Raw genomic sequence first — 25,070 nt, forward strand, 5'->3', positions numbered from 1 at the left:
GCCGGGGCAAATCCGGGCAGTCACGCCGACTTGATCGCCCCGGTCCCTATAGTCGGGCACCTGCCACCGTATGGGATGCCGCCATGAAATCGTTGTCCCTGGCCAGCCTGGCCGTGACCCTGAGCACTCTGGCCGTGCTCGCCCTGCCCTCTGCTCCGGCCGCTGCGCAGGACGGGGTGATCCGCTGCGAAAGCCAGAACAACCGTGAACGTGTCTGCAGCACCGGCTGGCGCAATGCGCAGCTGGTCCGCCAGCTGTCCGGCAGCGCCTGCGACGAGGGCCGCACCTGGGGCAGCCGCAATGGCAGCATCTGGGTCAGCAATGGCTGCCGCGCCGAGTTCGTTGAAGCCCGCGGCGGCTGGGGCGGTGGCAATGGCGGTGGCTGGGGCGGCAACAACGGCCGTCCCGGCGAAACCATCCGCTGCGAGAGCCAGAGCAACCGTGAGCGCAGCTGCCCGGTCGGCTGGCGCAACGCCCGCCTGGTCCGCCAGCTGTCCGGCAGCCCCTGCGACGAAGGACGCACCTGGGGCGTGCGCAACGGCGCGGTCTGGGTCAGCAACGGCTGCCGCGCCGAGTTCGCCGAGGCCCGCGGCTGGGGCGGCGGCGGTGGCTGGGGCGGCGGCAACAGCAATTATTCGATCACCTGCAGCAGCAACAACAACCGCACGCAGAACTGCGACTGGGATGAGCGCCAGGGCCGGCCGGTGCTGCAGCAGCAGCTGTCCGGCAGTGCCTGCCAGGAAGGCCGCAGCTGGGGCTATGCACGCGGCCAGGTGTGGGTGAGCGACGGCTGCCGCGCACGCTTCAGCGCGCGCTGAGCCCCGGGGTCGGATCCCTGGCCGACGGCCAGGGCTCTGACCCGTGGGTTCATGCAGTGACCGGGTCGGACCCTCCGCAGGAGGGATCCGACCGAAGATCAGGGTGCCGGCGCCTTCTCGTCGCCCCACGGTGCGGGCGGCAGCTCGACCGGCTTGCTCAGGTCGAACTTCACGCGGAAACGGCGGCCTTCCGGGCGCGTCAGTTCGTAGACGAAAGTCTGGTCGGGGTCGATCTCCATCGCCCAGGTGTTGTGCGTGGAGGCCAGCATGTCGGCACGACGGAACATCGCCACCGAATCGGAGTCGGCTGGGAACCGCTGGCGCTCGGCGGTGCCCGGTGGCGTGCTGTCGCCGCCATAGAGGGTGATCGCGTCGGGGCTACCGTCTTCGTGGCGATGATCGTGTTTCAGGCGCAGGCCGTTTCCGGTGCGGGTCAGCACCCAGGTGCGCGAATGGTCATCCCCCACATGGAAGGGAATCCGAAGTTCATGGGCGGGGTCGGCACAGCCGCGCACATGCATGACCAGGCGCTGGCCGGCGAACGGGTCCTTGCCGGTCGGTGCCGGCGTGTCCTCCACCACCCGGCCCTCATAGGCCTGGCCGCAATGCGCGGCGATGGCAGCCATGAAGGCATCGGCCGGTGCGGTCGCCAGATCATGCGCGACCGTATCGGAACGCTGCGAGCAGGCAGCGAGGCTGAGCAGGAGGGCGGAAGCGGTGACAACGGCAGGCAGTTTCATGCCCCAACCCTAACGGCCATGGCCGACGGGCGCAAACCGCGCGCGGCAACCGGTCAGCGTTCGGCGATGTGAGGTTCCGGCCGCGTCTCGGTGGCCGCTACCGGCGCGGACTCGCCCTCGCCCGCCGGCTCCTGCTCCACCGGATCGACGTCGAAGGGTGTGCGGAACACCAGCGACGGCAACAGTGTGGTCAGTGCGGCGTACAGCAGCAGCGCGCCGAACAGCACCGCCGGAATCTGGAAACGCTCGCGCATGATCGCCGCCAGCACCAGGGTGAAGATCAGGGTCGGGGCCAGCGCCAGCGAGACGCGCAGGCTGCTGCGGAAGCTCTCGCCGAACATCACCCGGCGCTGCAGCCAGACCACGCCGATGCGCAGCGGCAGCACCACCAGGGTGATCACGATGCCCAGCCCCAGCGCCTCGAAACTGAGGGCTTCGCTGGGCACCTTGGTGCCGGCATTGAAGAAATAGAATGGCACGAAGAACGAGGCGAACAGGCGCAGCGCGTGCAGGTTCTCGTGCGAGGCCAGCAGCGGCATGCGCTGGTGCAGCAGGCGCGCGACCAGGCCGGCGATGAACGCGCCCACAAGGTAATACACGCCCAGCAGATAGGTGATGTACGCCGCCACCATGCCGACCATCACCAGCAGCGAGAACTCCGAGCCCGGCGCGTGCGGCGCCACCCAGCGGCCCAGCGCGATGAACAGCAGCGGCAGGCCGATCATCATCGCCAGCAGGGCCAGGCTGGACAGCGCCATGTGGCCCGGGTCGCCGGCCTGCAGCACGATGAACAACGCCGCCAGCGCCAGCAGTTCGCCGGCGATGGCCTTGCTGGTGACCCAGAACCGCTCGTCCTCGCTCAGGCCCAGCCGCGACAGCGAATCCATGATGAAGCCGGTGGAGGGCGTCAGCAGCGCCAGCGCCAGCAGCCCAGCGGCCTGCCATGGCAGCCCCGCATAGCGCCAGGCCAGCCAGCCCACGCCGAACAGCGTGCCGGTACGGATCACCAAGTGCGCCAGCAGCGGCCACATGCCACGCCGCAGCGCCTGCAGATCCACTTCCAGGCCCGCGAACAGGAACAGCGAGGAAATGCCCAGCGTGGCCAGCAGGCCGATCACCGCGTCGTGTGCCTGGTCGCCCAGCCAGAGCATGCCGATGATGCCGAACAGCAGGCAGGTCAACGGCGCCGGCAGGCTGAATCGCTGCAGTGCGCGCGGGATCACCAGCAGCGCGAAGATCAGCAGCAGGTAGATCAACTCATGGCTCATCGGGGTCTTCCGTGGGGTTCGAACGCGCGCAGGATGCGCGTGCCCGACCGATCCGGCAAGCCATTTCCCAATGACCCCGGTTACCTCATCCGATCATCGCATCGGCCAGCGCCCCCACCCGTGCAAGCACTGCTGCGCGCTGGTCGTCATCGACCGATGCGCCCTGCAGATAGGCGGTGAGCACCCACGCGGTGCCGCCCGCATGCGGCCACAGCACGGCGATGTCGTTGCGCGTGTCATCACCGTTGCTGCCGGTCTTGTCCCCCACCCGCCAGCGCTTGCCCAGCCCGGCGCGCAGGCAGGCATCGCCGGTCTGGTTGTCGATGAGCCAATCGGCGAACTGCCGGCGCGATGCAGGCTGCAGGCCATTGCCCACCGCGAAGCGGGCCAGGCTGGTGGCCATCGCGGCCGGGCTGGTGGTATCGCGCGGGTCTCCCTTCGCGAACAGATTCACGTCCGGCTCGTTGCGGTCATTGCGGGTAATGCTGTCGCCCTTCCCGCGCAGGAATGCCGTCAGCGCCGACGGCCCGCCCACCACCTCCAGCAGCAGGTTGGCCGCGGTGTTGTCGCTGGTGGTCAGCGTGCCCCGGCACAGGTCGCGCACGGTCAGATCCTTGCCCACGTGGCGGCGCGCCACCGGAGCGTAGGACAGCAGATCCTTCCCGGCGATGGGCACACGGGTGTCGAGCGAAACGCGGCCTGCATCGGCAAGGCTCAGCACATGGGCGACCAGCATCGACTTGAACGTGCTGCACATCGGGAAGCGCTCATCCTGCCGATGCCCGCCGATGCCACGGCCGTTGCCGGTGTTCAGCACGGTGACACCCAGGCGGCCACCGCTGGCTTTCTCCAGCGCGGCGAAATCGGCGGCGCCGGCAATGGCGGCGTTCGCGGCGGGTATGCCAGACGAGGCGGAAACCGGTTGCGCCAGCGCCGGGGCAAGCAGCGAGGACGCAACGGCAGCACCACTGAACTGCAGGAATCGGCGACGGGCGAGCATAGGGGTTCTCCTGGTGACCGCTCGATTATTGGCGCCTCCCCTGCAGCCGACCAGCGCGAAAAATCAAGGCAAGCCATAAGTGGAATTCATGCCTGTCGCGATCAACTCATTGAGATTTACGAAATTCCTCATTGAACGAGTACGATCAGCCATCATCCTGGCTCACGGCTTTTCGATGTTGCACCCTACCCTGCCGCTGAACGCGCTGCGCGCTTTTGAAGCCGCCGCCCGCCACCAGAACTTCACCCGTGCCGCGCTCGAGCTGTGTGTCAGCCAGGCCGCGCTGAGCCATCAGATCCGTGGGCTGGAGGACCGGCTTGGCATCCGCCTGTTCCATCGCCTGCCACGCGGCGTGGCGCTCACCGATGAAGGGGCAGCGCTGTACCCGGTGCTCAACGAAGCGTTCGAGCGCATTTCCGCCAGCATCGCGCGCTATACCGGTGGCCCGGCACGCGAGGTGCTGACGCTGGGCGTGGTCGGTACCTTCGCCACCGGCTGGCTGCTGCCACGGCTGGCGGCGTTCGAAGCCGCGCACCCGGACATCGAGCTGCGCCTGCAGACCCACAACAACCGTATCGACCTGGCCGGCGAAGGGCTGGACCTGGCGATCCGCTTCGGCGATGGCGACTGGCAGGGCCAGGCCTGCACGGCAATCCTCGATGCGCCCTTCGCACCGCTGTGCGCCCCCGCATTGGCGCGGCGGCTGAAGCAACCGCGCGACCTCGCCACACTGCCGTTGTTGCGTTCCTACCGCAGCGACGAATGGCCGCGCTGGTTGCAGGCGGCCGGGGTGAGCGGCGTGGAAGCCCGCGGGCCGGTGTTCGATTCCTCACTGACGGTGGCGATGGCCGCCGCCGGGGGCGCCGGCGTGGCCTTGCTGCCCTTGTGCATGTTCGAGCAGGAACTGGCCGAAGGCCGCCTGCTGCAGCCCTTCGGCACCACCTTGGAGCTGGGCCGCTACTGGCTGACGCGGCTGCGCTCGCGCGCCGAGCGCGAACCAGCCAAGCGCTTCCGCGAATGGCTGCAGGCGCAGGGCACGTAACAAAAAAGGGGACGGAGGGGATTAAGTCGTTTGTGGCACAAACGACTTAATCCCCTCCGTCCCCTTTTTTTTTTGCGTGATCAGGACTCCAGCAGCTCCATCCACGCCGCTTCGGCCTTCTCCAGCTGCGCGGCGGTGGTTTCGCGGTCACGTCCGATCACCGCCATGCGGGTCGCATCGGCGTAGTTGGCCGGATCGGCCAGCTGGCGGTCGAGCTCGGCCAGCGCGCTCTCCAGTTCGGCCACCTTGGCCTCGGCAGCCGCCAGCTTGTGTGGGTTCACCGGCTTCTTCTGCACCACCTGCGCCACCGGTGCGGTCTTGACCACCACCGGCTCTTCCACCTGCTCCATGCGCGCCTTGGTGCCCTGCGCCTGCGGGCGGGTGCGCAGCCACGCGGCGTACGCGTCCAGGTCGCCATCGAACGGTTCGACCACACCATCGGCCACGCGCCAATAGGTATCGCAGACCAGGCCGATGAGGTGGCGGTCATGCGAGACCACCACGATCGCGCCTTCGAAGGTGGCCAGCGCTTCGGCCAGTGCTTCGCGCATTTCCAGGTCAAGGTGGTTGGTCGGTTCGTCCAGCAGCAGCACGTTCGGCTGCTGCCAGGCGATCAGCGCCAGCGCCAGGCGCGCGCGCTCGCCACCGGAGAAGCCATCAACCGGCTCGAATGCACGATCGCCCGGGAAGTTCCACTTGCCGAGAAAATCGCGGAAGGACTGGTTCGGTGCGTCCGGGGCGATCTCGCGGAAGTGCTCCATCGGCGATTGGCCTTCGTGCAGCGATTCCACGGTGTGCTGGGCGAAGTAGCCGATCTTCAGGTCCGGGTGCGCCATGCGCTCGCCGACGATCGGTGCAAGTTCGCCCACCAGGGTCTTCACCAGGGTGGTCTTGCCCGCACCGTTCGGGCCGAGCAGGCCGATGCGCTGTCCCGCTTCCAGGCCGAAGCCGACGTTGTGCAGGATCACCGCGTCCTTGCCGTAACCGGCCTCGACGTGGTTCAGGCGGATCAGCGAGAACGGCAGCTTAGCCGGCGGCGCGAACTCGATGCGGAACTCGCGCTCGGCGCGCACCGCTTCGGTGCCGGCCAGCTTGGCCAGGCGCTTCATGCGGCTCTGCGCCTGCGCAGCCTTGCTGGCCTGCGCCTTGAAGCGGTCGATGAAGCTCTGCAGGTGGGCGCGCTCGGCCTGTTCCTTCTCGTGCGCGATCTGCTGCTGGCGCAGCTGTTCGGCGCGCTGGCGCTCGAAATCGGTGTAGCCGCCCGGGTAGAGCTTGGCGCCGCCGCCATGCAGGTGCAGGGTGTGGGTGGCCACGTTGTCGAGGAACTCGCGGTCATGCGAGATCAGCAGCAGGGTGCCGGGGTACTTCAGCAGCCACTGTTCCAGCCAGTACACCGCGTCCAGATCCAGGTGGTTGGTCGGTTCGTCGAGCAGCAGCAGGTCGCTGGGCATCATCAGCGCGCGGGCCAGATTCAGGCGCACGCGCCAGCCGCCGGAGAACGAGGACACCGCACGGTGGTGCGTCTCGGCAGGGAAGCCGAGGCCGTGCAGCAGCTTGCCGGCACGCGCTTCGGCGTCGTAGGCCCCCATCTCGGCCATCTTGGTGTGCGCGTTGGCCACCGCCTCCCAGTCTTCGCGCGCGGTCGCCTCGGCCTCTTCGGCCAGCACCGCGGCCACCTCGGTATCGCCGCCCAGCACGAAGCTCAGCGCCGGATCCGGCAGCGACGGGGTTTCCTGGGCCACGCTGGCGATGCGCACCTTGCCGGGCAGGTCGACGTCACCCTTGTCGGCCTCCAGCTCGCCCTTCACCGCCGCGAACAGGCTGGACTTGCCAGCACCGTTGCGGCCGACCACACCTACCCGGTAACCGGCGTGCAGGGTCAGGTCGACATTGGACAACAGCAGCCGCTCGCCGCGGCGCAAGGCGAAATTACGAAGGGAGATCATCGGGGGAGGGGTCCATATAACCGGATGGAATGTGCTGGTGAGCACTGTTCCTGCGACGCAATTCTAGCGTTAACGAATACTTGACGCGTCCCGGGATGCGCAGTGGCCGACGTTCCTCTCTCCCACGTCCCCGCCGCGCGCGTCCCGAGGTCCCTTCCTGCCAGCGCTGATCCGGGCTAAATGGTTGCTGCTGCAACGTTTTTTCTGACGCCTGGCATTTGACAGGCACTGAATATCCCGTTAATTGCTGTATTGCGCACCGCAACAACCGCCGTCCGCCTCACGCTCGTGATGTCGATTCCGGTGCCGCCCCCGCCAACCGGAGCCCATCCCGATGACCCGCAAGACCCGCCTGATCGCCGCCGCCGTCGCTGTCGCACTCGGTGGCTCTCCGTTCGTCGCCGCTGCACAGCAGGCCGGCACCGCCCCCAACACCCTGGACACGGTGATCGTCACCGGCACCCGCGTGGCCGACCGCACGGTCGCCGAATCGCAGTCGCCGATCGACATCATCACCCCCGAAGTGCTGCAGTCCACCGGTACCAGTGAACTGGCCACCGCACTGTCGCGCGCCCTGCCCTCGCTGAACTTCCCGCGCCCGGCGCTGACCGACGGCACCAGCGGCGTGCGCCCGGCGCAGCTGCGCGGCCTGTCGCCGGACCAGGTGCTGGTGCTGGTCAACGGCAAGCGCCGCCACACCTCGGCGCTGATCAACGTCAACGGCAGCATCGGCCGTGGCTCGTCGGCGGTGGACATCAACGCGATCCCGATCGCCGCGATCGAGCGCGTGGAAGTGCTGCGCGACGGTGCCTCGGCGCAGTACGGCTCGGACGCCATCGCCGGCGTCATCAACATCGTGCTCAAGGGCAGCGGCCGTGGCGGCAGCCTGGCAGTGGACTACGGCCAGTACTCGGCCGGCGACGGCAACAAGTACCAGCTGTCCGGCGACACCGGCGTCGAGTTCGACAACGGCCGTGGCCGCGTGCATGTGGCCGGCCAGATCAGCCAGCAGGACGAGAGCAACCGCGCCGGCCCGTACCGCGGCACCACGCCGAACACCGGCAACTTCCCCAGCATCGGCCAGAAGACCTTCATCGTCGGCGACCCGCGCGTGGATGCCACCGCGGCCTCGGCCAACGCCAGCTTCGACTTCAGCGACCACGTGACCGGCTACGCCAGCGCGCTGCTCAGCAACCGCGACATCACTTCGTTCGCGTTCTACCGTTCGCGCAACCACAGCGGGCAGAGCGCGCTGCTGGCGCAGACCTACCCGGACGGCTACGTGCCGGAGATCAACCAGTATTCCAAGGACCGCTCGCTGGTGGCCGGGGTCAAGGGCAACACCGACAACGGCTGGACCTGGGACCTGAGCCTGAACCACGGCGAGAACACCCTGGACTTCCACACCCGCAACAGCATCAACTACAGCCTCGGTGCGACCAGCCCGCGCTCGTTCTACGACGGCACGCTGAAGTACCAGCAGGACATCTTCAATGCCGATCTGACCAAGTCGCTGGACTGGGGCCTGGCCTACCCGGTCACGCTGTCCTTCGGCGGTGAGTACCGCAAGGAGAAGTGGGACCAGAACCCGGGCGAACTGAACTCGTACACGGGCAGTGGCGCGCAGGGCTTCGGCGGCTTCACCCCGACCAATGAAGTGCATGCCGACCGCCACAACTACGCGGTCTACGCCGGCCTGGAAGCGGACCTGACCGACAAGTTCTCGGCCGGCATCACCGGCCGCTACGAGGACTACTCGGACTTCGGCGACCGCTTCTCGGGCAAGCTGTCGGCGCGCTACGCGTTCACCGACAAGGTGGCGCTGCGGGCCACCGCCTCCAGTGGTTTCCGCGCGCCCTCGCTGGCGCAGCAGGGCTACCAGGCGGTGACCAGCCAGTTCCTCAATGGCGTATTCGTCGAGCGCGGCACCTTCCCGACCACCAGCCAGGCCGCGCAGGCGCTGGGCGCCTCGCCGCTGAAGGCCGAGACCTCCACCTCCTACAGCCTGGGCCTGGTGCTGCAGCCGGTCGACCGCCTGTACATCACCGTCGATGCCTACCAGATCGACATCGATGACCGCATCGCGCTGTCGTCGAGCATCACCACCAATGCCGCGACCAGCGCGCTGCTGGGCACCCTGGGCCTGCCGCAGGTGACCGCGTTCTCCTACTTCACCAACGGCCTGGATACGCGCACCCGCGGTGTCGACTTCGTCTCCAGCTACACGGTACCGTTCAGCGCCAGCAGCCTGGAGCTGACCGCGGCATACAGCTACAACGACACCGAAGTGCGCCGCGTTGGCGGCACCCCGCCGGTGTTCGGCACGCTGGGCCTGACCCAGTCGCTGATCGGCCGTGATGAGATCGGTCGCATCGAGGACAGCTACCCGCGCGACAAGGCGATCCTGAGCGGCACCTGGCGTTCGGACCACTGGGAGCTGGGCCTGGCCGCCACCCGCTACGGCAAATTCACCGTGCGCAACTCGGCCACCGCGCTGCGTGACCAGACCTACGGCGACGCCTGGGTGGTGGATGCCTCGGCCAGCTACAAGCCCAGCAGCAACTGGACCCTGACCGTGGGTGCCGACAACCTGCTGGACAAGTACCCGGACCGCACCGAAGACCTGCAGAACTCCACCTTCGGCATGCTGCCGTACAGCAACTACTCGCCGTTCGGCTTCAACGGCGCGTATGTGTACGGGCGGATCAAGTACACCTGGTAAGGGGTAATGGGTGCGCCGGGCCCTGCCCGGCGCTGCTCCACACACCCGCCCGCGGCCTCGGGGCAGGTGCGGCCCTGACCGTATACCGTTGCCAGCTCCTGCACCCGGTTTCCAGGCTGTGCTCTGTTGCACGCGCCTCATAGGTCGTCCCGTGCATAATCAGCGGACCAACGAAGGAGCCGCTCCGTGACGAGAGCCTGCATCACTCGCCGCCATGTGTACGCTGCGCTCGCGTGGGTTGCGCTGGCGGCCCCCCTGTCAGGGTGTTCAGGAGATCACGTGAAACCCAGCTATTCCAAATCGAGCCTTGAGCCGGTCGTCGTCACCCAGCTCTCCGCGTCGAAGCTCCAGGTCCAGTTCAATGAACCGATGGAAAGCATGTATTACGCGGCAGGGATGAGCTATGTCGTGGAAGGGGACACCATGAAAGTCGTTGTTGATCGCTGCCCCATATCCGGCCAATGCACAACCATGCTGCGGCGCGACGTGAAGCCCGGACCTGCTGGCCCGGCCCGTCAGGAAATTCCCTTGATGGCGCCGCGCGTGGTGATGCTGTACGCCGATGGCGAAACACAGATTTTTCCGTAAGGGCATCCCATGAGCGACAAGGTCGTCCTCGGCATCCATAGTCACGTAGACCCCAATACACAGGGGTCGTTCAATCAGTTCGTGGACGGCCACGCCTGGATCTCGGTGACGCGAAACGGCCATACGACGTTCCATGGCCTGTGGCCAGACAACCATCCACTCGTTGAGGACAATGGCCCAGGTTCGGACATCCGCGAAGGCATGGAAGCCCGGGCCACACCTTCGGCCTCACGCTATTACGAATTGACTCCCGAGCAGATCAAGCGACTTGACCAGGCCTTGGGCGAAAATGTCACCTGGTCATATGGCAATACCTGCGCATCGTGGGCGACCAGTACCGTGAACAAGGTTACCGGGCAGTCCCTGGATGCAGGCGAACTGCTGTTCACCGATACACCGCGGGAGCTGATCGAGTCCATTCGCAAGGCAGAGCGCGTGCGGCCCACCAGTCCTTCGCAGCCGCAACCGGCAGCCGAACGGCCGGAAACCAGCATCCCATCGCTGAGCGATGCCTCGGCATCGCTTCACCAGCAGGCCTTCGCCGGCGTCCACGCGCTGGACGCATCGTTGGGTCGCGCATCTGATGAAGCCAGCCAACGCATGGCGGCCAGCCTCACCCAACTTGCCCGGGCACAAGGTCTGGAACGGATCGACCATGTGGTATTGGGCTTGCCGGCTGGTCAGCCCCCAAGGCCGGAGAACATCTTCGTCATTCAAGGAGCCTTGGATGACCCGGGCCATCTGCGTGCCCACATCAACATTGAAACGGCCCTTCAGCCACCCGTTGCGGAGTCGCTGCGGCAGATTCATCAGTTGGACAAGCAGCTGGCCGCCTCGCCGCAGCAGGCCGAGCCTGCCCTGGAAGAGACCCAGCGCCGGCAGATGGTGTGATCATCGACGGCTACGCCTGGAGCCCCCCATAGGTAGGCACCATTCGGCCCGTCAGGGCCTGCCATCTCTCAACAAGGCTTGATATCTGGCCCGTACAAGCCGCCCACGCAACGATCCGATACGCTGGCCAGGTTTGCCGTATGTGACCGCATCGGTGAAAATCGGGGCATCCCCCGATTGCCTGCGAGTGCCGATGCACCATGACACCGACCTGATCAACATCGTTGCCGTTGGCCTGGGGCTCGCCTTCATCTTCGGCGCGCTGGCCAACAAGCTCCGCTTGTCTCCCCTGGTCGGTTACCTGGTTGCTGGCATCTGCGTAGGCCCGTTCACTCCCGGCTTCGTCGCCGACCAGGCGCTGGCCAACCAGCTGGCCGAACTGGGCGTGATGCTGCTGATGTTCGGCGTCGGCCTGCACTTCTCGCTGAAGGACCTGATGGCGGTCAAGGCGATCGCCATCCCCGGCGCCATCGGCCAGATCGCGGTGGCCACCCTGCTCGGCTGGGGCGTGGCCTCGCTGATGGGCTGGCCGGCCATCCATGGCGTCATCTTCGGTTTCTCGCTGGCCACCGCCAGTACCGTGGTGCTGCTGCGGGCGATGGAGGAACGCCGCCTGCTGGAAACGATGCGTGGCAAGATCGCGGTCGGCTGGCTGATCGTGGAAGACCTGGCCTGTGTGCTGGCGCTGGTGATGATGCCGGTGATGGCCGGTGTGTTCGGTCCTGACGCGGCCAAGGAATCGCACTCGCTCGGCAGCGTGCTGGCCGACATCGGCTGGACCTTCGTGCAGCTGGGCCTGTTCGTGGCGGTGATGCTGGTGGTCGGTCGGCGGGTCATCCCGTGGATCCTCGAGCGCATCGCCGGTACCGGTTCGCGTGAGCTGTTCACCCTGTCGGTGCTGGCGATCGCGCTGGGCGTGGCGTTCGGCTCGGCGATGCTGTTCGGCGTCTCGTTCGCGCTGGGCGCGTTCTTCGCCGGCATGCTGCTCAACGAATCGGAGCTGAGCCACAAGGCCGCGCATGATTCGTTGCCGCTGCGCGATGCGTTCGCGGTGCTGTTCTTTGTGTCGGTCGGCATGCTGTTCGACCCCAACATCCTCGTCCAGCATCCGTGGCAGGTGCTGGCCACCGTCGCCATCATCATGTTCGGCAAGTCGGCGGCGGCGTTCTTCATCGTGCGTGCGTTCGGCCACCCGACCAGCACCGCGCTGACCATCTCGGCCAGCCTGGCGCAGATCGGCGAGTTCGCCTTCATCATCGCCGGCCTCGGCGTGGCGCTGCAGATCCTGCCGAAGGAAGGCCAGTCGCTGGTGCTGGCCGGCGCGCTGGTGTCGATCATGCTCAACCCGCTGGTGTTCGGCCTGCTGGACCGTTGGCAGGCCAAGCAGGAGCAGTCTCCGCAGGTACCCGAGCCGCCCGAAGCGATCGGCCCGTCGCGCGACCTGCATGACCACGCCATCGTGATCGGTTACGGCCGCGTCGGCAGCGAACTGGCGCAGGTGCTGCGCGACCGTGGCGTGCCGGTGCTGGTGATCGATGACAACAAGGAACACGTCGAGCAGGCACATGCCAAGGGCCTGGCGGCGATCCGCGGCAGTGCCGCCGCCGACCGGGTGCTGGCCGAGGCCCATCCGGAGCGCGCCAAGATCGCGGTGCTGGCGATTCCGCAGCCGCTGGAAGCCGGTGAGGCGCTGGCCAAGCTGCGGGCGATCAATCCGGACCTGACCCTGCTGGCGCGCGCGCACAGCGATGCCGAGGTGAAGCATCTGCTGGAGCACGGCGCCGATGGCACGGTGATGGCCGAGCGCGAGCTGGCGTATTCGCTGGCGGAGATGATCATGTCCACGCCGCCGTACCGGAATCTGGGGCAGCACAGCATTCCGGTGGTGTGAGGGGTGTGCGTGCGGCAGGGCTTGCAGCCCTGCACCTGCCGAAACAACGGCAACGGCAAAAGCGGGCATAGCGTGGGATGGCGGGGTGGGTCCGATTGCGGGAGACGCCGTAAACCCTTCCATGGGGGCTTGGCCGCGGCATCCATGCCGCGGACACTCCCGCAACCGGACCCACCCCGCCTTCGACAGTTCCCTGCTGCTGTTGGTGGATGTCGACCTTGGTCGACACGGCGGCGCGCGGGGTCAGATCCGTTTTCCACAGGAAAACGGATCTGACCCCGGAAACAAAAAATCCCCGGTCGACCCGCATCGACCGGGGATCTGGATCGCCACGTTGCCATGCCTTGGAGAGGCAGTTCCACCGTAACCCATCGCGGTGCCGGCGGTGATCGCCTGTGGCGATGACGACCAAGCGCGCAGCTATCAGGCGCCGGCCAGGGCCTGTTCCAGGTCCGCGCGCAGGTCGCCGATGTGCTCGATGCCGATCGACAGCCGCACGGTGTCCTCGCTGACACCGGCCTTGGCCAGCTCCGCTGCATCCAGCTGGCGATGCGTGGTCGAAGCCGGATGGGTGGCCAGTGACTTCGCATCCCCCAGGTTGACCAGGCGGGTGAACAGCTTCAGCGCATCGAGGAAGCGGGCGCCGGCCTCGCGCCCACCGGGCAGACCGAAGGTCAGTACGCCCGAGCCGTGTCCACCCAGATAGCGCTGCGCGGCGGCATGCTCGGGGTCGTCGGCCAGTCCGGCGTAGCGCACCCAGGCGACCCTGGCATGCGCCTTCAGGAACTGCGCAACGGCCAGCGCATTGGCATTGATGCGTTCCATGCGCAGGGCCAGGGTCTCGATGCCCTGCAGGATCAGGAACGCGTTGAACGGCGACAACGCAGCGCCCGTATTGCGCAGCGGCACCACCCGCGCGCGGCCGATGTAGGCCGCTGGCCCCAGGGCTTCGGTATAGACCACGCCGTGGTAACTGGGGTCGGGCTGGTTGAGCCGCGCGAAGCGTTGGGGCTGTGCGGTCCAGTCGAAGCGGCCGGAATCGATGATCGCGCCGCCCAGGCTGTTGCCGTGTCCCCCGAGGTATTTGGTCAGCGAATGCACCACGATGTCGGCGCCGTGCTCGAACGGGCGCAGCAGGAACGGCGTGGCCACGGTGTTGTCGACGATCAGCGGCACCCCGGCGGCATGCGCGACCTCGGCGATCGCAGCGATGTCGGTGACATTGCCGCGCGGGTTGCCGATCGATTCGACGAACACCGCCTTGGTGCGGTCGTCGATCAGCGCGGCGAACGCGGCCGGGTCGGCCGGATCGGCAAAGCGCGCCTGGATGCCGTACTGCGGCAGCGTGTGCGCCAGCAGGTTGAGGCTGCCACCGTAGAGCGCACTGGAGGCGACGATGTTGTCGCCGGCCTCGGCGATGGTCTGGATGGCATAGGTGATCGCGGCCTGCCCCGAGGCCAGCGCCAGCGCGCCGATGCCGCCTTCCAGCGCGGCCAGGCGCTGCTCCAGCACGTCGGTGGTGGGGTTCATGATGCGCGTGTAGATGTTGCCCGGAACCTTCAGGTCGAACAGGTCGGCGCCGTGCTGGGTGTCATCGAAGGCATACGCCACGGTCTGGTAGATCGGCACCGCCACCGCGCGGGTGGTCGGGTCGGGACGGTAACCGCCGTGCACGGCCAGGGTTTCCAGTTGCCACTGCGGGTCGCTCATTGCACCAGGCTCCATCCGGGAAACCGCCACCATAGGCCAGCCGGGGCCGCCCGCTGAAAGCCGCTGGCGATGACGTCCGTACCCGCGGTTATCAGGTTGGCCGCGATTCAGGCAGTCGTCATGGGGCGTTGCTAGGCTGCGCCGCCGGGCGCTCCTGCCTGGGAACGGAGGCCCCACGCATGCAGCCATCCCCCTGGACTCCCCCTGCCAGCAGTTCGCCCACGTCGGTCCTGCTGGTGGAGGACGACCGTCGCCTGGCCGAACTGGTCAGCGACTATCTCCACGAACATGGCTTCGCCGTGCAGCACGTGGCACGCGGCGACCTCGCCAGCGCCGCCTGCCGCCAGCATGCACCGGAACTGGTGGTGCTGGACCTGATGCTGCCCGGCCTGGGGGGCATCGATGTGTGCCGGCAGATCCGCAGCTTCTCCGATGTGCCGATCCTGATGTTGACCGCCTGTGAGGACGACATCGAGCAGGTGCTGGGCCTGGAATCGGGTGCCGATGACTATGTGCACAAGCCGATCGAGCCACGCCTGCTGCTGGCCCGCCTGCGCGCCCTGCTGCGCCGCCGCCACGGCAGCAGCAACACCGGCACGCCCAGCCGGCTGATGCATGGTGAGCTGCTGATCGATCGCATGCAGCGCGAGGTGCACCTGCACGGCCAGCCGGTCGAGCTGGGCACCACGGAATTCGAGATCCTGTGGCTGCTGGCCAGCCAGCCGGGGCAGATCCTGTCGCGCGACCAGATCCTGCAGGCGGTGCGCGGCATCGGCTTCGACGGTCTGGACCGCAGCGTCGACGTCTGCATCGGCAAGCTGCGCCGCAAGCTCGGCGACGATGCGCGCGAACCGCGGCGGATCAAGACCGTGTGGGGGCGCGGCTACCAGTTCAATCCTGCGGCCTGGTCGGAATGAAGCGGCTGTTCCTGTGGCTGTGGTTCATCACCGGCGCCTGCTTCCTGGTGTCGGTGTTCTTTCTCAACCACATCCTGGATGGCATCTACACGCCCGTGCAGGATCGCGTGTTCGTGCAGCAGGTGCGCGGGCAGGTGTACGCCCTGCGCAGTGGCCTGGCCGGCCTGGACGCCGTCCAGCAGCGTGAGCGCCTGCAACAGTGGCAGCCACACTACGGCATCGCCCTGACCCTGCTCGACAAACCTCCCACGCTCGACGCGCAGGAACAGGCGGCCGTGAAGGCCGATGGCTTCATCGTGCGCGATCAGTACCAGCAGGTGCTGCTGCCCATCGACGGCATCGGCGGCCGCTGGCTGCACCTGCGCCTGCCCGGCGCGGTGCAGATGACGACGTACATGACCATCGCCGCCTACCTCAGCATCCTGCTGCTGGTGGGCGCCAGCCTGTATGCCTGGGTGCGCCTGCTCTGGCGCGACCTGGAAGCACTGCGCCGGCACGCCGACCGCATCGGTTCCGGCGACCTGCAGGCACGTGCGCAGGTTTCGCCCCGCTCGCAGATCCGGGTCATCGTCGAACACTCCAACCGCATGGCGGCACGCGTTGCCGAACTGGTGCAGCGCCAGCGCGACCTGACCCATGCCATTTCGCACGAACTGCGCACGCCCATCGCGCGGGTGGCCTTCGGCCTGGACCTGATGCAGGACAGCGATGACCGCGAACGCCGCGAACGGCTGGCGCAGGGCCTGCACGGCGACCTGGCCGAGCTCAACCGGCTGGTCAGCGAACTGCTGGCCTACGAACGGCTGGAGCATCCCAGCGAGGGCGAACCGATGCAGCGCATCGAAGCCAACGACTGGCTGCAGGCCTGCCTGGCCGATGCCCGCCGCGATGCCGAACGTGCCGGCATTGTCCTGCGCGTGCAGCCCAGCGCGTTGCCGCGAGTGGATGCCGAGCCACGCCTGTTGCAGCTGGCGCTGAGCAACCTGGTCGGCAATGCGCTGCGCCACGCGCGTTCGCAGGTGGAGGTCTCGCTGGTCGGTATCAGCGGCCGCGCCTGCCTGCGCGTGGACGATGACGGCCCGGGCATCGCCGAAGCCGATCGGGAGAAGGTGATGCGCCCGTTCACCCGCCTGGACGACAGCCGCAGCCGCGATACCGGCGGCTTCGGCCTGGGCCTGGCCATTGTCGGCCGCATTGCAGCCCGCCACGGCGGCGAGCTGCGCATCGGTCGCGCCACGCTGGGCGGCGCGCGCCTGGAAATGCACTGGCCGCTGGCTGCCAGCTGAACGCCCAAGGGCGCGATTACAGTTGATTACAACTCCCGCACAACTGCGGACGGATCGGTCGCCGGCATATCGCCACGCTGGCAACCCTGCAGCACTCGCCGGATGCGCGCGCTGCTTTCCTCCCATTGCCGAGAGTTTCCATGTCCCAGCTTCGCCGTTCCCCCGCCCTGCTCTGCCTGGCCGTGTTGCCGCTGTTCGCCGCCCCGATCGCCCACGCCAAGGATGACCACTGGACCTTCGAGCTCGCCGCCGGTGGCGGCGTGGCACCGCGTTACAGCGGCAGCGAGGAGTATCGTGCGACGCCGTCGCTGTCCTTTGATGTCACCTCGCCGGGGGGATGGTTTCTGGGCACCAGTGGCATCGGCTGGGGCACCTCCCTCGGCGAGCACACGCGCGTGCGTGCCTATGTCGGCGCCAGCGGCATCCGCAAGGACAAGGACTCGCTGCTGGGCGGTTCGGACTTCCTGCGCGGCATGGGTGATATCGATACCCGTCCCCTGGTCGGCGTCTCGGCTGGTTATACGCTGGGCGAAGCCGTGCTGAGCGGCTCCTGGCAGTTCACCCGCAAGGACGAGGACAAGGCCGAGAACGGCCTGGCCACCCAGCAGATCCATCTGAACCTGAGCATGCCGCTGTTCGACCTGGCCGGTGGCGTGGTCAGCGGCAGTGTTTCCACCGACTACGGCAACCGCGGCTACATGCAGACCTGGTACGGCGTCAGCCCGGAACAGGCCAAACGCACGGGCTTCGCCGAGCACAGGCCTAAGGCCGGCCTGGTCAGTGCCGGTGTCGGCCTGAAGTGGAGCCACCGCGTGGGCCGCAACGGCAACTGGTACATCTCGGCCGAAGGCACGCGCCTGCTCGGCGATGCGGCCAACAGCCCGATCGTGCAGAAGGCAAACCAGTTCGGGCTGATGAGCGGTTACACCCACCGCTTCTGATGCATGAAGGGCGCCGCTGGGCGCCCTTTCCCTCTGCGGTCAGCGGCAGGCCGGTGCGTCGCCGTTGCCGCACAACCCGACCTCGCGCAGCCAGCCGATCCACTGCACGACGTCCTCCTTCTCCGGCTCGGAGCGGAACGACTTCTGCACGGTGTGGAAGCCCTGCCTGCCCTGCACGCCCTTGATCCAGGTGAACTCCGGCTTGCCTGTCCCCGGATTCCGCGGGCAGCTGAGCATCAGCAGCGCGAAGGGCCGTCCCCCTTCTTCACCTTCGCGGATCCAGTGGCTCTGCGCCGCCGGACAGGCGATGCGCCACCCCGCCTCGATGATGCCGAGGAACTCACGCGGACTCACATGGCCACTGTTCGGCGCATCGTTGACGGTGACCATGTCGGTCCAGTCGTGCACGGTCTGGCCCTGTGGCACGTACTCGGTGATGCGGTTGCCTTGCGCGTCGGTGCTCTGGTGGGCCTGCTGGTAGCCCTTCATCGGCGGCAGCTGGACCTGTTCGGCGGCCGCGGCGTGTCCACAAACAGCAGCCAACGCCAGCGTCATGCAGAGTGAAGCCCTGCGGGCAACGTCCATGCGGTTCTCCTCATCCTTGCGAAAGTGAAACAGGACCATCGTGCGCTGCCAAGGCTCGGATGGCGCCCCAGCCATGGCCGGGGCGCCACCGGTTCAAGCCTTGGCGAACACCAGGCGACCACCGTCGTTGCCGACTTCGATGGTATCGCCGTTGACGAAGGCGCCGGACAGGATCTGCTGCGCCAGCGGGTTTTCCAGCTGCGACTGGATCGCACGCTTCAACGGGCGCGCGCCGTACACCGGATCGAAGCCGACGTTGCCGAGCAGGTCGAACGCCGCATCGGAGACCGCCAGCTTCAACCCGCGCTCGGCCAGCCGCTTCTCAAGCCCGCGCATCTGGATGCGCGCGATCTGCTTGATCTGCTGCTTGTCCAGCGGGTGGAACACCACGATGTCGTCCAGGCGGTTGATGAACTCCGGACGGAAGTGTGCCTGCACCACGCCCATCACCGCTGCCTTCATCTGCGTGTAGGCCTCCGGGCTGTCGTCGGCGCTCATGTCCTGGATCTGGTGCGAGCCCAGGTTCGAGGTCATCACGATGACGGTATTTCGGAAGTCCACGGTGCGGCCCTGGCCATCGGTCAGGCGGCCATCGTCCAGCACCTGCAGCAGGATGTTGAACACATCCGGATGCGCCTTCTCCACTTCGTCCAGCAGGATCAGCGAATACGGGCGACGGCGCACCGCCTCGGTCAGGTAGCCGCCTTCCTCGTAGCCCACGTAACCCGGGGGGGCGCCGATCAGGCGGGCGACGCTGTGCTTCTCCATGAATTCGCTCATGTCGATGCGGATCATCGCGTCGGCGCTGTCGAACAGGAATTCGGCCAGCGACTTGCACAGCTCGGTCTTGCCGACGCCGGTCGGGCCTAGGAACAGGAACGAGCCGGCCGGACGGTTCGGATCGGACAGACCTGCACGCGAACGGCGCACGGCATCGGAGACGACCTTGATCGCTTCCTCCTGGCCGACCACACGGTTGTGCAGCACTTCTTCCATGCGCAGCAGCTTGTCGCGCTCGCCTTCGAGCATCTTGTTGACCGGAATGCCGGTCCAGCGCGACACGACCTCGGCGATCTCCTCGTCGGTGACCCGGTCCTGCACCAGCTTGAAGTCCTTGTGCTCGGCTTCCTGGGCCGCGGCCAGCTGCTTTTCCAGCTGCGGCAACAGGCCGTACTGGATCTCGCTCATCTTGGCGAAATCCTGGCGGCGCTGCGCGGCTTCCAGTTCCAGCTTGGCCTGCTCGACCTGCTCCTTGATCTTGGTGGCGCCCTGCAGCGCAGCCTTCTCCGACTTCCAGATTTCATTGAGGTCGGAGAACTCGCGCTCCAGCCCGTCGATGTCGTTCTCCAGGTCGGCCATGCGCTGCCGCGAGGCTTCGTCCTTTTCCTTCTTCAGCATCTCGCGCTGGATCTTCAGCTGGATCACCCGGCGTTCCAGGCGATCCAGCTCCTCCGGCTTGGAGTCGATCTCCATGCGCAGGCGCGAGGCCGCCTCGTCCATCAGGTCGATGGCCTTGTCCGGCAGCTGGCGATCGGTGATGTAGCGGTTGGACAGCGTGGCGGCGGCCACGATGGCCGGGTCGGTGATCTCCACCCCGTGGTGCACGGCGTACTTTTCCTTCAGCCCGCGCAGGATCGCGATGGTGTCCTCCACCGACGGCTCACCGACGAACACTTTCTGGAAGCGGCGCTCCAGCGCAGCGTCCTTCTCGATGTACTTGCGGTATTCGTCCAGCGTGGTCGCACCGATGCAGTGCAGCTCGCCGCGCGCCAGCGCCGGCTTCAGCATGTTGCCGGCATCCATCGCGCCGTCGGCCTTGCCCGCGCCGACCATGGTGTGCAGTTCATCGATGAACAGGATGATCTGGCCTTCGTTCTTGGCCAGGTCGTTGAGTACACCCTTCAGGCGCTCCTCGAATTCGCCGCGGAACTTGGCCCCGGCGATCAGCGCGCCCATGTCCAGCGACAGCACGCGCTTGCCGCGCAGGCCCTCGGGTACTTCGTCGTTGATGATGCGCTGGGCCAGCCCTTCCACGATCGCGGTCTTGCCCACGCCGGGTTCGCCGATCAGCACCGGGTTGTTCTTGGTCCGGCGCTGCAGCACCTGGATGGTGCGGCGGATTTCCTCGTCACGGCCGATCACCGGGTCGAGCTTGCCGCTCTCGGCCCGCGCGGTCAGGTCGATGGTGTACTTCTCCAGCGCCTGCCGCTGCTCCTCGGCATTCTCCGACTGCACGTTCTCGCCGCCACGCAGCTTGTCGATCGCCGCCTGCAGGCGCGTCTTGTCGGCACCAGCGGCGCGCAGCGCCATGCCCAGCGTGCCGCCATCGTCCAGCGCCGCCAGCACGAACCACTCGCTGGCAATGAAGGCGTCCCCGTGCTGCTGCGCCAGCTTGTCGGTCTGGTTCAGCAGGCGCCCCAGATCGTTGCCCATCGAGACGTTGCCGGCCTGGCCGGATACCTTGGGCAGTGCGTCCAGCGCCTCGGTCAGGCGCTCGCGCAGCACCGGCACGTTCACCCCGGCCTGGGCCAGCAGCGGGCGCGTGCTGCCACCCTGCTGGTCCAGCAGCGCGCTGAACAGGTGAACCGGTTCGATGATGCTGTTGTCGCGGCCCACGGCCAACGACTGTGCGTCTGCCAGCGCCTGCTGGAAACGCGAGGTGAGCTTGTCCATCCGCATTGCGAATCCTCATCGGTCTTCAGGGCCGGCCTGGGCCGGCAATGCTGGAAAGATGCGGTTGCCCCACCCGGTTTCAAGGGTGGCTGCGACTGCACCCCGGGGCCAGTCAGCCTGCGGCCAGCATGCCGGAGCGCGTGTGGTCGGCGCGTTGATCCCGATCAGTTCCGCACGGTGGACGGGCTCAGCGGGTGATCGCGCTGCGGATCGCCCGCAGCTGCTGCTTGATCGCCCGCGCCTGTGCAGGATCCATGCGTAGCAGGGCCTTCTGCCCGATCGAGCGTGACTGCAGGGTGGGATCGACGAAGCGATAGCGGCCGCGCTCATCGCGCTGCACCAGCGGCGACTGGGCCAGTTCCGGGGTGTCCAGCAGGTGGTCGATCACCATGACCAGGCGGTCGTTGAAATAGCCCTCGGGCCGGCCAAGGTCGGCATAGGCCTGCTGGATCAGCGGATAGAAGCGCTTGTAAGCGGTAGCCGTTGCCGCCGGGTCCAGCGCAGTGAACGCCTGTACGTAAGGCGCATAGCGTGCCGCATTGCTGGCGGCGATGCGTTCGCCGCCTTCGCCCGTATCGACCTGCAGGTTGCCCGGCAGCGGCCGCGCGGCCAGCGCGGTCGGCGGCACGCTGGGCTTGTCCAGGTTGTCGACCTGGGTGACCAGGCGCTGGATCAGGTGATCACGCAGCAGCAGGGTCAGCGGCCCCTCGCCCTGGAACAGCTGGCTCAGTGCGCCCCAGGCCGCGGCGTCGCTGTCAGCCAGTTTCGGCAGCGCCGGGTCGGCGGCGGCCTCGGTATCCAGCGGATGCCTGATCGATGGTGGTGCTGGCGCGGGCTCTGCGGCCGCCTGCGGTTGTGCACTGGTACTGGCAGGGGTTGATTGCACCGGCACCGGGACACCGTCGGCCAGGCTCTTCAGCTGATCGCGGAACAACCAGCCGCCCGCGCCACCGATCACCACCACACCCAACACCCAGGGCCAGACCGCCTTTCCACTCTGCATGATGCAGCACCTCGTTTCACACGCATGGAGAAGGTGTGACCCCATCGAGTGCAGCCGGTTCCCCGCCTGTTCCGCTGCCGTTCGGGTTGAGACCTGCAGCAAGGCCGCGCTCACGTCTGCTTTGCGCCATCCGCGCGAGGCTAGGAGTCCTGTCCCGTGGAGACTCTGCCATGCAGTACGCGCTGTACTACTGGACCGGCATCCAGGGCCGTGGCGAGTTCGTGCGCCTGGCGCTGGAAGATGCCGGCGCCGACTACATCGACATGGCGCGGGTGCACGGCGATGCGGTGATGCAGCCGTTTCTGGAGGGTCGCAACGAAGGGGCACAGCCCTTTGCGCCGCCGTTCCTGAAGGCCGGCCGCCAGGTCATCGCGCAGGTCGCGGCGATCCTGGATTTCCTCGGCCCGACGCTGGACCTGGTGCCGCAGGCCGCATCGCGGCGGATGCAGGCGCTGCAACTGCAGTTGACCATCGCCGACCTGGTAGCCGAGGTGCACGACACCCACCATCCGATCGCCGCATCGAAGTACTACGAACTGCAGAAGACCGAGGCCAGGGCACGAGCCGCGTCACTGCGCAGCGAGCGCCTGCCCAAGTTCCTCGGCTATTTCGAGCAGGTGATGGCCGCCAACGGTGGCCGCCATGCACTGCGCGAGCACTCCTATGTGGATCTGTCACTGTTCCAGCTGCTGAGCGGGCTGGACTACATGTTTCCGCGCCGCATGCAGGCGCTCGGCCCCACCCTGCCCCGGCTGCGCGCGCTGCAGGAACGAGTGGCGAAACGACCCAACATCGCCGCCTATCTGGCGTCTGAGCGGCGGTTGCCGTTCAACACCAACGGCATCTTCCGCCATTACCCGGAACTGGACGCCGAACGGTAGTGCCGGCCGCTGGCCGGCAGAGCGCGCTGTGATCATTCGCCGCCTGCAACACGCCCCTGTAGAGCCGAGCCATGCTCGGCTCAGAGCAGCCGAGCGCAGGCTCGGCTCTACAAAGCACCAGAAGTGGAAGGAGCGGTAACGCCGGGCCATGCCCGGCGTCACCAGTCAATGGTCGGTGCGATCGTCCAGCGGTTTCACCGGCTGCTTCTGCAGCGACAGCAGGCCCAGCAGCAGCGCCAATGCCACGTAGGCGCCGGCGAACTGCAAGCTGATGATGCGTGCCAGCCCGTCCAGATCCCACGGCAGGTAGATGCCGCCACGCGGGTCCACCGAATGGATCAGGCCGAACAGGGTCAGCACCGCCGCCACCAGCAGGAAGCCGCAGGCACGGCGCAGGCGGCCATCGACCATCGCCGCCACCGCCGAAATCCACAGCATCGAGGTGATGATGAAGCCGTTGCCGAGGGTGAAAATCACCGCCAGCTCGGGCAGGCCATGGCCGTCGAGCTTGGTCAGCAGCTGCGGCAGCTGGTCCGGTGCGATCCAGCCGGGCGCCTTGATCGCCAGCAGGTAGGCCACCGACGGCAGGAAACCGAACACCATCGCGCCGGTATGGTGGCGCGGCGTGGCCTGGAAGGCCTGGGTGGTGATGTCGATGGCCACGTACACGATGATCGGTGCCAGCACCGCCAGCGGCAGCCATTGCACCAACCCGGAGATGATGCCGAGCATGCCGCCAATGCCGACGAACAGGCCGGTCAGCAGCGTGTAGCCGCTGCGCGCGCCCATGTGCTTGTAGGCCGGCTGGCCGATGTACGGCGTGGTCTGCGCGACGCCGCCACAGACGCCTGCCACCAGCGTAGCCACCGCCTCCACCAGCAGGATGTCGCGGGTGCGGTAGTCATCGCCAGCCGCGCGTGCGCTCTCAGACACATTGATGCCGCCCACCACCATCAGCAGGCCGAACGGCAGCAGCAGCGGCAGGTAGGTCATCGCGGTGGGCAGGCCATCGAGGAAGCCCAGCGTCGGCAGCGGCAGCACCACCTGCGGCGGCACCCATTCCGGCACATGGAAGCCGGGCGCGCCCAGCCCGGCCAGGCCAAGTCCGTAATACAGCACGGTGCCGAACACGAAGGCCAGCAGCACGCCCGGGCCACGCACCGGCAGCTTGCCCTTGGCGATCAGCACATACAGCAGCAGGCCCAGCGTGGTGAAGCCGACCAGCGGCGAGCGCAGCGTTTCCAGTAGCGGCAGCAGGCCCATCAGCACCAGCGCGATGCCGGCGATGGAACCCAGCAGCGCAGCTCGCGGCAGCGCGCGGGTGACCGCTTCACCGAAGAACGACAGCACGAACTTGAGCACGCCCATGATGACCAGCGCGGCCATGCCCAGCTGCCAGGTGGCGATGCCCGCAGCATGCGGATCCATGCCCTGCTGCTTGAAGGCGAGGAAGGCCGGGCCGAGCACCAGCAGGGCCATGCCGATGCTGGTGGGGGCATCCAGGCCGAGCGGCATGGCGGTGACATCGTCGCGGCCGGTACGTGCCGCCAGCCGGCGCGCCATCAGGGTGTACAGCAGGTTGCCGACCAGCACGCCAAAGGCGGTGCCGGGGAACATGCGGCCGAACACCACGTCGGCGGGGAACTGGAAGATCCCGACCAGGGCCATGGCGATGAAGCCGAGGATGGAGAGGTTGTCGACGACCAGGCCGAAGAAGCCGTTGAAGTCGCCGGCGACGAACCAGCGACGCGGTACGGCGGAAGCGGGAGCGGACATGGAAGGGGCGGTGGGGGTGGGGAGCGCCGATGGTAGGCCCAGCGGGGCCGGCGCGCCAATTCCGTCGTGGAATGATGGGTTCCAGCCAACGGCGGGGCCCCTCGTGGCTGGTCGCGGGTAGAGTCGACTGTTAGTCGACCGGCATTGCGAGTTCGGCCGGTCGGGGGGGCTGCGCAGGACACGCCGTAAATCCCCAGACCGGCCCAGCCGCTGGCGGCTGTGCGTTCGGGCCTTGCGAAGCAGTGCTTCGCAAGCAAAGCGCCCTCACCCATGGGGGCTCGATGGCGCCATCCATGGCGCCAACGGTCCTGCGCAGCCCACCCGACCGACCCCTGACAGTTTCCTGCGCGCGGCAGCCACGGAAGAAGATCGAAAGATCCAAAGCCAAGGCA

19 protein-coding genes are annotated in these 25,070 nt (G+C 67.3%); 10 read left to right on the plus strand and 9 right to left on the minus strand.

The features are described from left to right. The first annotated feature begins 83 nt into the window (after positions 1-83). Positions 84-818, plus strand: coding sequence for a DUF3011 domain-containing protein (locus AC5P6H_RS00290; RefSeq protein ID WP_495202209.1), 735 nt, complete (start codon positions 84-86; stop codon positions 816-818). 98 nt (positions 819-916) lie between these two features. On the opposite strand, the gene AC5P6H_RS00295 is transcribed toward AC5P6H_RS00290, so the two are convergent. The 3 genes from AC5P6H_RS00295 to blaL2 all read right to left on the minus strand — a co-directional run bounded on the left by AC5P6H_RS00295 (position 917) and on the right by blaL2 (position 3,826). Continuing rightward, positions 917-1,558, minus strand: coding sequence for a hypothetical protein (locus AC5P6H_RS00295; protein WP_049406173.1), 642 nt, complete (start codon positions 1,556-1,558; stop codon positions 917-919). A gap of 53 nt (positions 1,559-1,611) precedes the next feature. Next, positions 1,612-2,826 (minus strand): cation:proton antiporter, encoded by a 1,215-nt coding sequence (locus AC5P6H_RS00300; protein WP_032958940.1) that lies wholly within the window; start codon positions 2,824-2,826, stop codon positions 1,612-1,614. A gap of 85 nt (positions 2,827-2,911) precedes the next feature. Further along, complete coding sequence (blaL2, locus tag AC5P6H_RS00305; RefSeq protein WP_495202210.1) at positions 2,912-3,826, minus strand: L2 family extended-spectrum class A beta-lactamase; 915 nt, start codon at positions 3,824-3,826, stop codon at positions 2,912-2,914. A 175-nt stretch (positions 3,827-4,001) separates the two neighbouring features. Between blaL2 and ampR the strand changes: the two genes are divergently transcribed. Then, positions 4,002-4,868 (plus strand): LysR family transcriptional regulator AmpR, encoded by an 867-nt coding sequence (gene ampR / locus AC5P6H_RS00310; RefSeq protein WP_049440344.1) that lies wholly within the window; start codon positions 4,002-4,004, stop codon positions 4,866-4,868. 80 nt (positions 4,869-4,948) lie between these two features. Here ampR and AC5P6H_RS00315 read toward each other — a convergent pair whose 3' ends face one another. Then, positions 4,949-6,814, minus strand: coding sequence for an ABC-F family ATP-binding cassette domain-containing protein (locus AC5P6H_RS00315; RefSeq protein ID WP_495202211.1), 1,866 nt, complete (start codon positions 6,812-6,814; stop codon positions 4,949-4,951). A 334-nt stretch (positions 6,815-7,148) separates the two neighbouring features. Between AC5P6H_RS00315 and AC5P6H_RS00320 the strand changes: the two genes are divergently transcribed. The 4 genes from AC5P6H_RS00320 to ybaL all read left to right on the plus strand — a co-directional run bounded on the left by AC5P6H_RS00320 (position 7,149) and on the right by ybaL (position 12,906). Continuing rightward, a complete protein-coding gene (locus tag AC5P6H_RS00320; protein ID WP_495202212.1) occupies positions 7,149-9,536 on the plus strand; it encodes a TonB-dependent receptor plug domain-containing protein in 2,388 nt (795 codons plus the stop codon). A 279-nt stretch (positions 9,537-9,815) separates the two neighbouring features. Further along, positions 9,816-10,124, plus strand: a complete 309-nt coding sequence (locus tag AC5P6H_RS00325; RefSeq protein WP_005418535.1) for a hypothetical protein — start codon at positions 9,816-9,818, stop codon at positions 10,122-10,124. A gap of 9 nt (positions 10,125-10,133) precedes the next feature. Next, positions 10,134-11,015 (plus strand): XVIPCD domain-containing protein, encoded by an 882-nt coding sequence (locus AC5P6H_RS00330; protein WP_134809207.1) that lies wholly within the window; start codon positions 10,134-10,136, stop codon positions 11,013-11,015. 193 nt (positions 11,016-11,208) lie between these two features. Next, entirely contained in the window at positions 11,209-12,906 is a 1,698-nt protein-coding gene (gene ybaL / locus AC5P6H_RS00335) for a YbaL family putative K(+) efflux transporter (protein WP_041863753.1), read from the plus strand. A 423-nt stretch (positions 12,907-13,329) separates the two neighbouring features. Here ybaL and AC5P6H_RS00340 read toward each other — a convergent pair whose 3' ends face one another. Next, positions 13,330-14,616: an O-acetylhomoserine aminocarboxypropyltransferase/cysteine synthase family protein gene (locus tag AC5P6H_RS00340; protein ID WP_046432171.1), complete on the minus strand. Its 1,287-nt coding sequence runs from the start codon at positions 14,614-14,616 to the stop codon at positions 13,330-13,332. Between the two features lie 179 nt (positions 14,617-14,795). Between AC5P6H_RS00340 and AC5P6H_RS00345 the strand changes: the two genes are divergently transcribed. The 3 genes from AC5P6H_RS00345 to AC5P6H_RS00355 all read left to right on the plus strand — a co-directional run bounded on the left by AC5P6H_RS00345 (position 14,796) and on the right by AC5P6H_RS00355 (position 17,760). After that, on the plus strand, positions 14,796-15,533 hold the full coding sequence (locus AC5P6H_RS00345) for a winged helix-turn-helix domain-containing protein (RefSeq protein WP_014648178.1): 738 nt from the start codon (positions 14,796-14,798) through the stop codon (positions 15,531-15,533). Further along, a complete protein-coding gene (locus AC5P6H_RS00350) occupies positions 15,530-16,819 on the plus strand; it encodes an ATP-binding protein (protein ID WP_495202213.1) in 1,290 nt (429 codons plus the stop codon). The genes AC5P6H_RS00345 and AC5P6H_RS00350 overlap by 4 nt, the downstream gene beginning before the upstream one ends. A gap of 140 nt (positions 16,820-16,959) precedes the next feature. Further along, positions 16,960-17,760 (plus strand): MipA/OmpV family protein, encoded by an 801-nt coding sequence (locus tag AC5P6H_RS00355; RefSeq protein ID WP_046432175.1) that lies wholly within the window; start codon positions 16,960-16,962, stop codon positions 17,758-17,760. A gap of 39 nt (positions 17,761-17,799) precedes the next feature. Here AC5P6H_RS00355 and AC5P6H_RS00360 read toward each other — a convergent pair whose 3' ends face one another. The 3 genes from AC5P6H_RS00360 to AC5P6H_RS00370 all read right to left on the minus strand — a co-directional run bounded on the left by AC5P6H_RS00360 (position 17,800) and on the right by AC5P6H_RS00370 (position 22,021). Beyond that, positions 17,800-18,345, minus strand: a complete 546-nt coding sequence (locus tag AC5P6H_RS00360; protein ID WP_227864321.1) for a hypothetical protein — start codon at positions 18,343-18,345, stop codon at positions 17,800-17,802. A gap of 93 nt (positions 18,346-18,438) precedes the next feature. Continuing rightward, positions 18,439-21,024, minus strand: a complete 2,586-nt coding sequence (gene clpB, locus AC5P6H_RS00365) for an ATP-dependent chaperone ClpB (protein WP_495202214.1) — start codon at positions 21,022-21,024, stop codon at positions 18,439-18,441. 181 nt (positions 21,025-21,205) lie between these two features. Then, positions 21,206-22,021: a DUF3014 domain-containing protein gene (locus AC5P6H_RS00370; protein ID WP_049440351.1), complete on the minus strand. Its 816-nt coding sequence runs from the start codon at positions 22,019-22,021 to the stop codon at positions 21,206-21,208. 170 nt (positions 22,022-22,191) lie between these two features. Here AC5P6H_RS00370 and AC5P6H_RS00375 point away from each other — a divergent pair, with 170 nt between their 5' ends. Further along, entirely contained in the window at positions 22,192-22,902 is a 711-nt protein-coding gene (locus AC5P6H_RS00375; RefSeq protein WP_049440352.1) for a glutathione S-transferase family protein, read from the plus strand. A gap of 165 nt (positions 22,903-23,067) precedes the next feature. Here the strand turns inward: AC5P6H_RS00375 and AC5P6H_RS00380 are convergent, their stop codons facing one another. Then, entirely contained in the window at positions 23,068-24,678 is a 1,611-nt protein-coding gene (locus AC5P6H_RS00380; RefSeq protein ID WP_049440354.1) for a SulP family inorganic anion transporter, read from the minus strand. Between the last annotated feature and the right edge of the window lie 392 nt (positions 24,679-25,070).

The sequence above is a fragment of the Stenotrophomonas sp. YJH_SMC_110 genome (genome assembly GCF_059369255.1).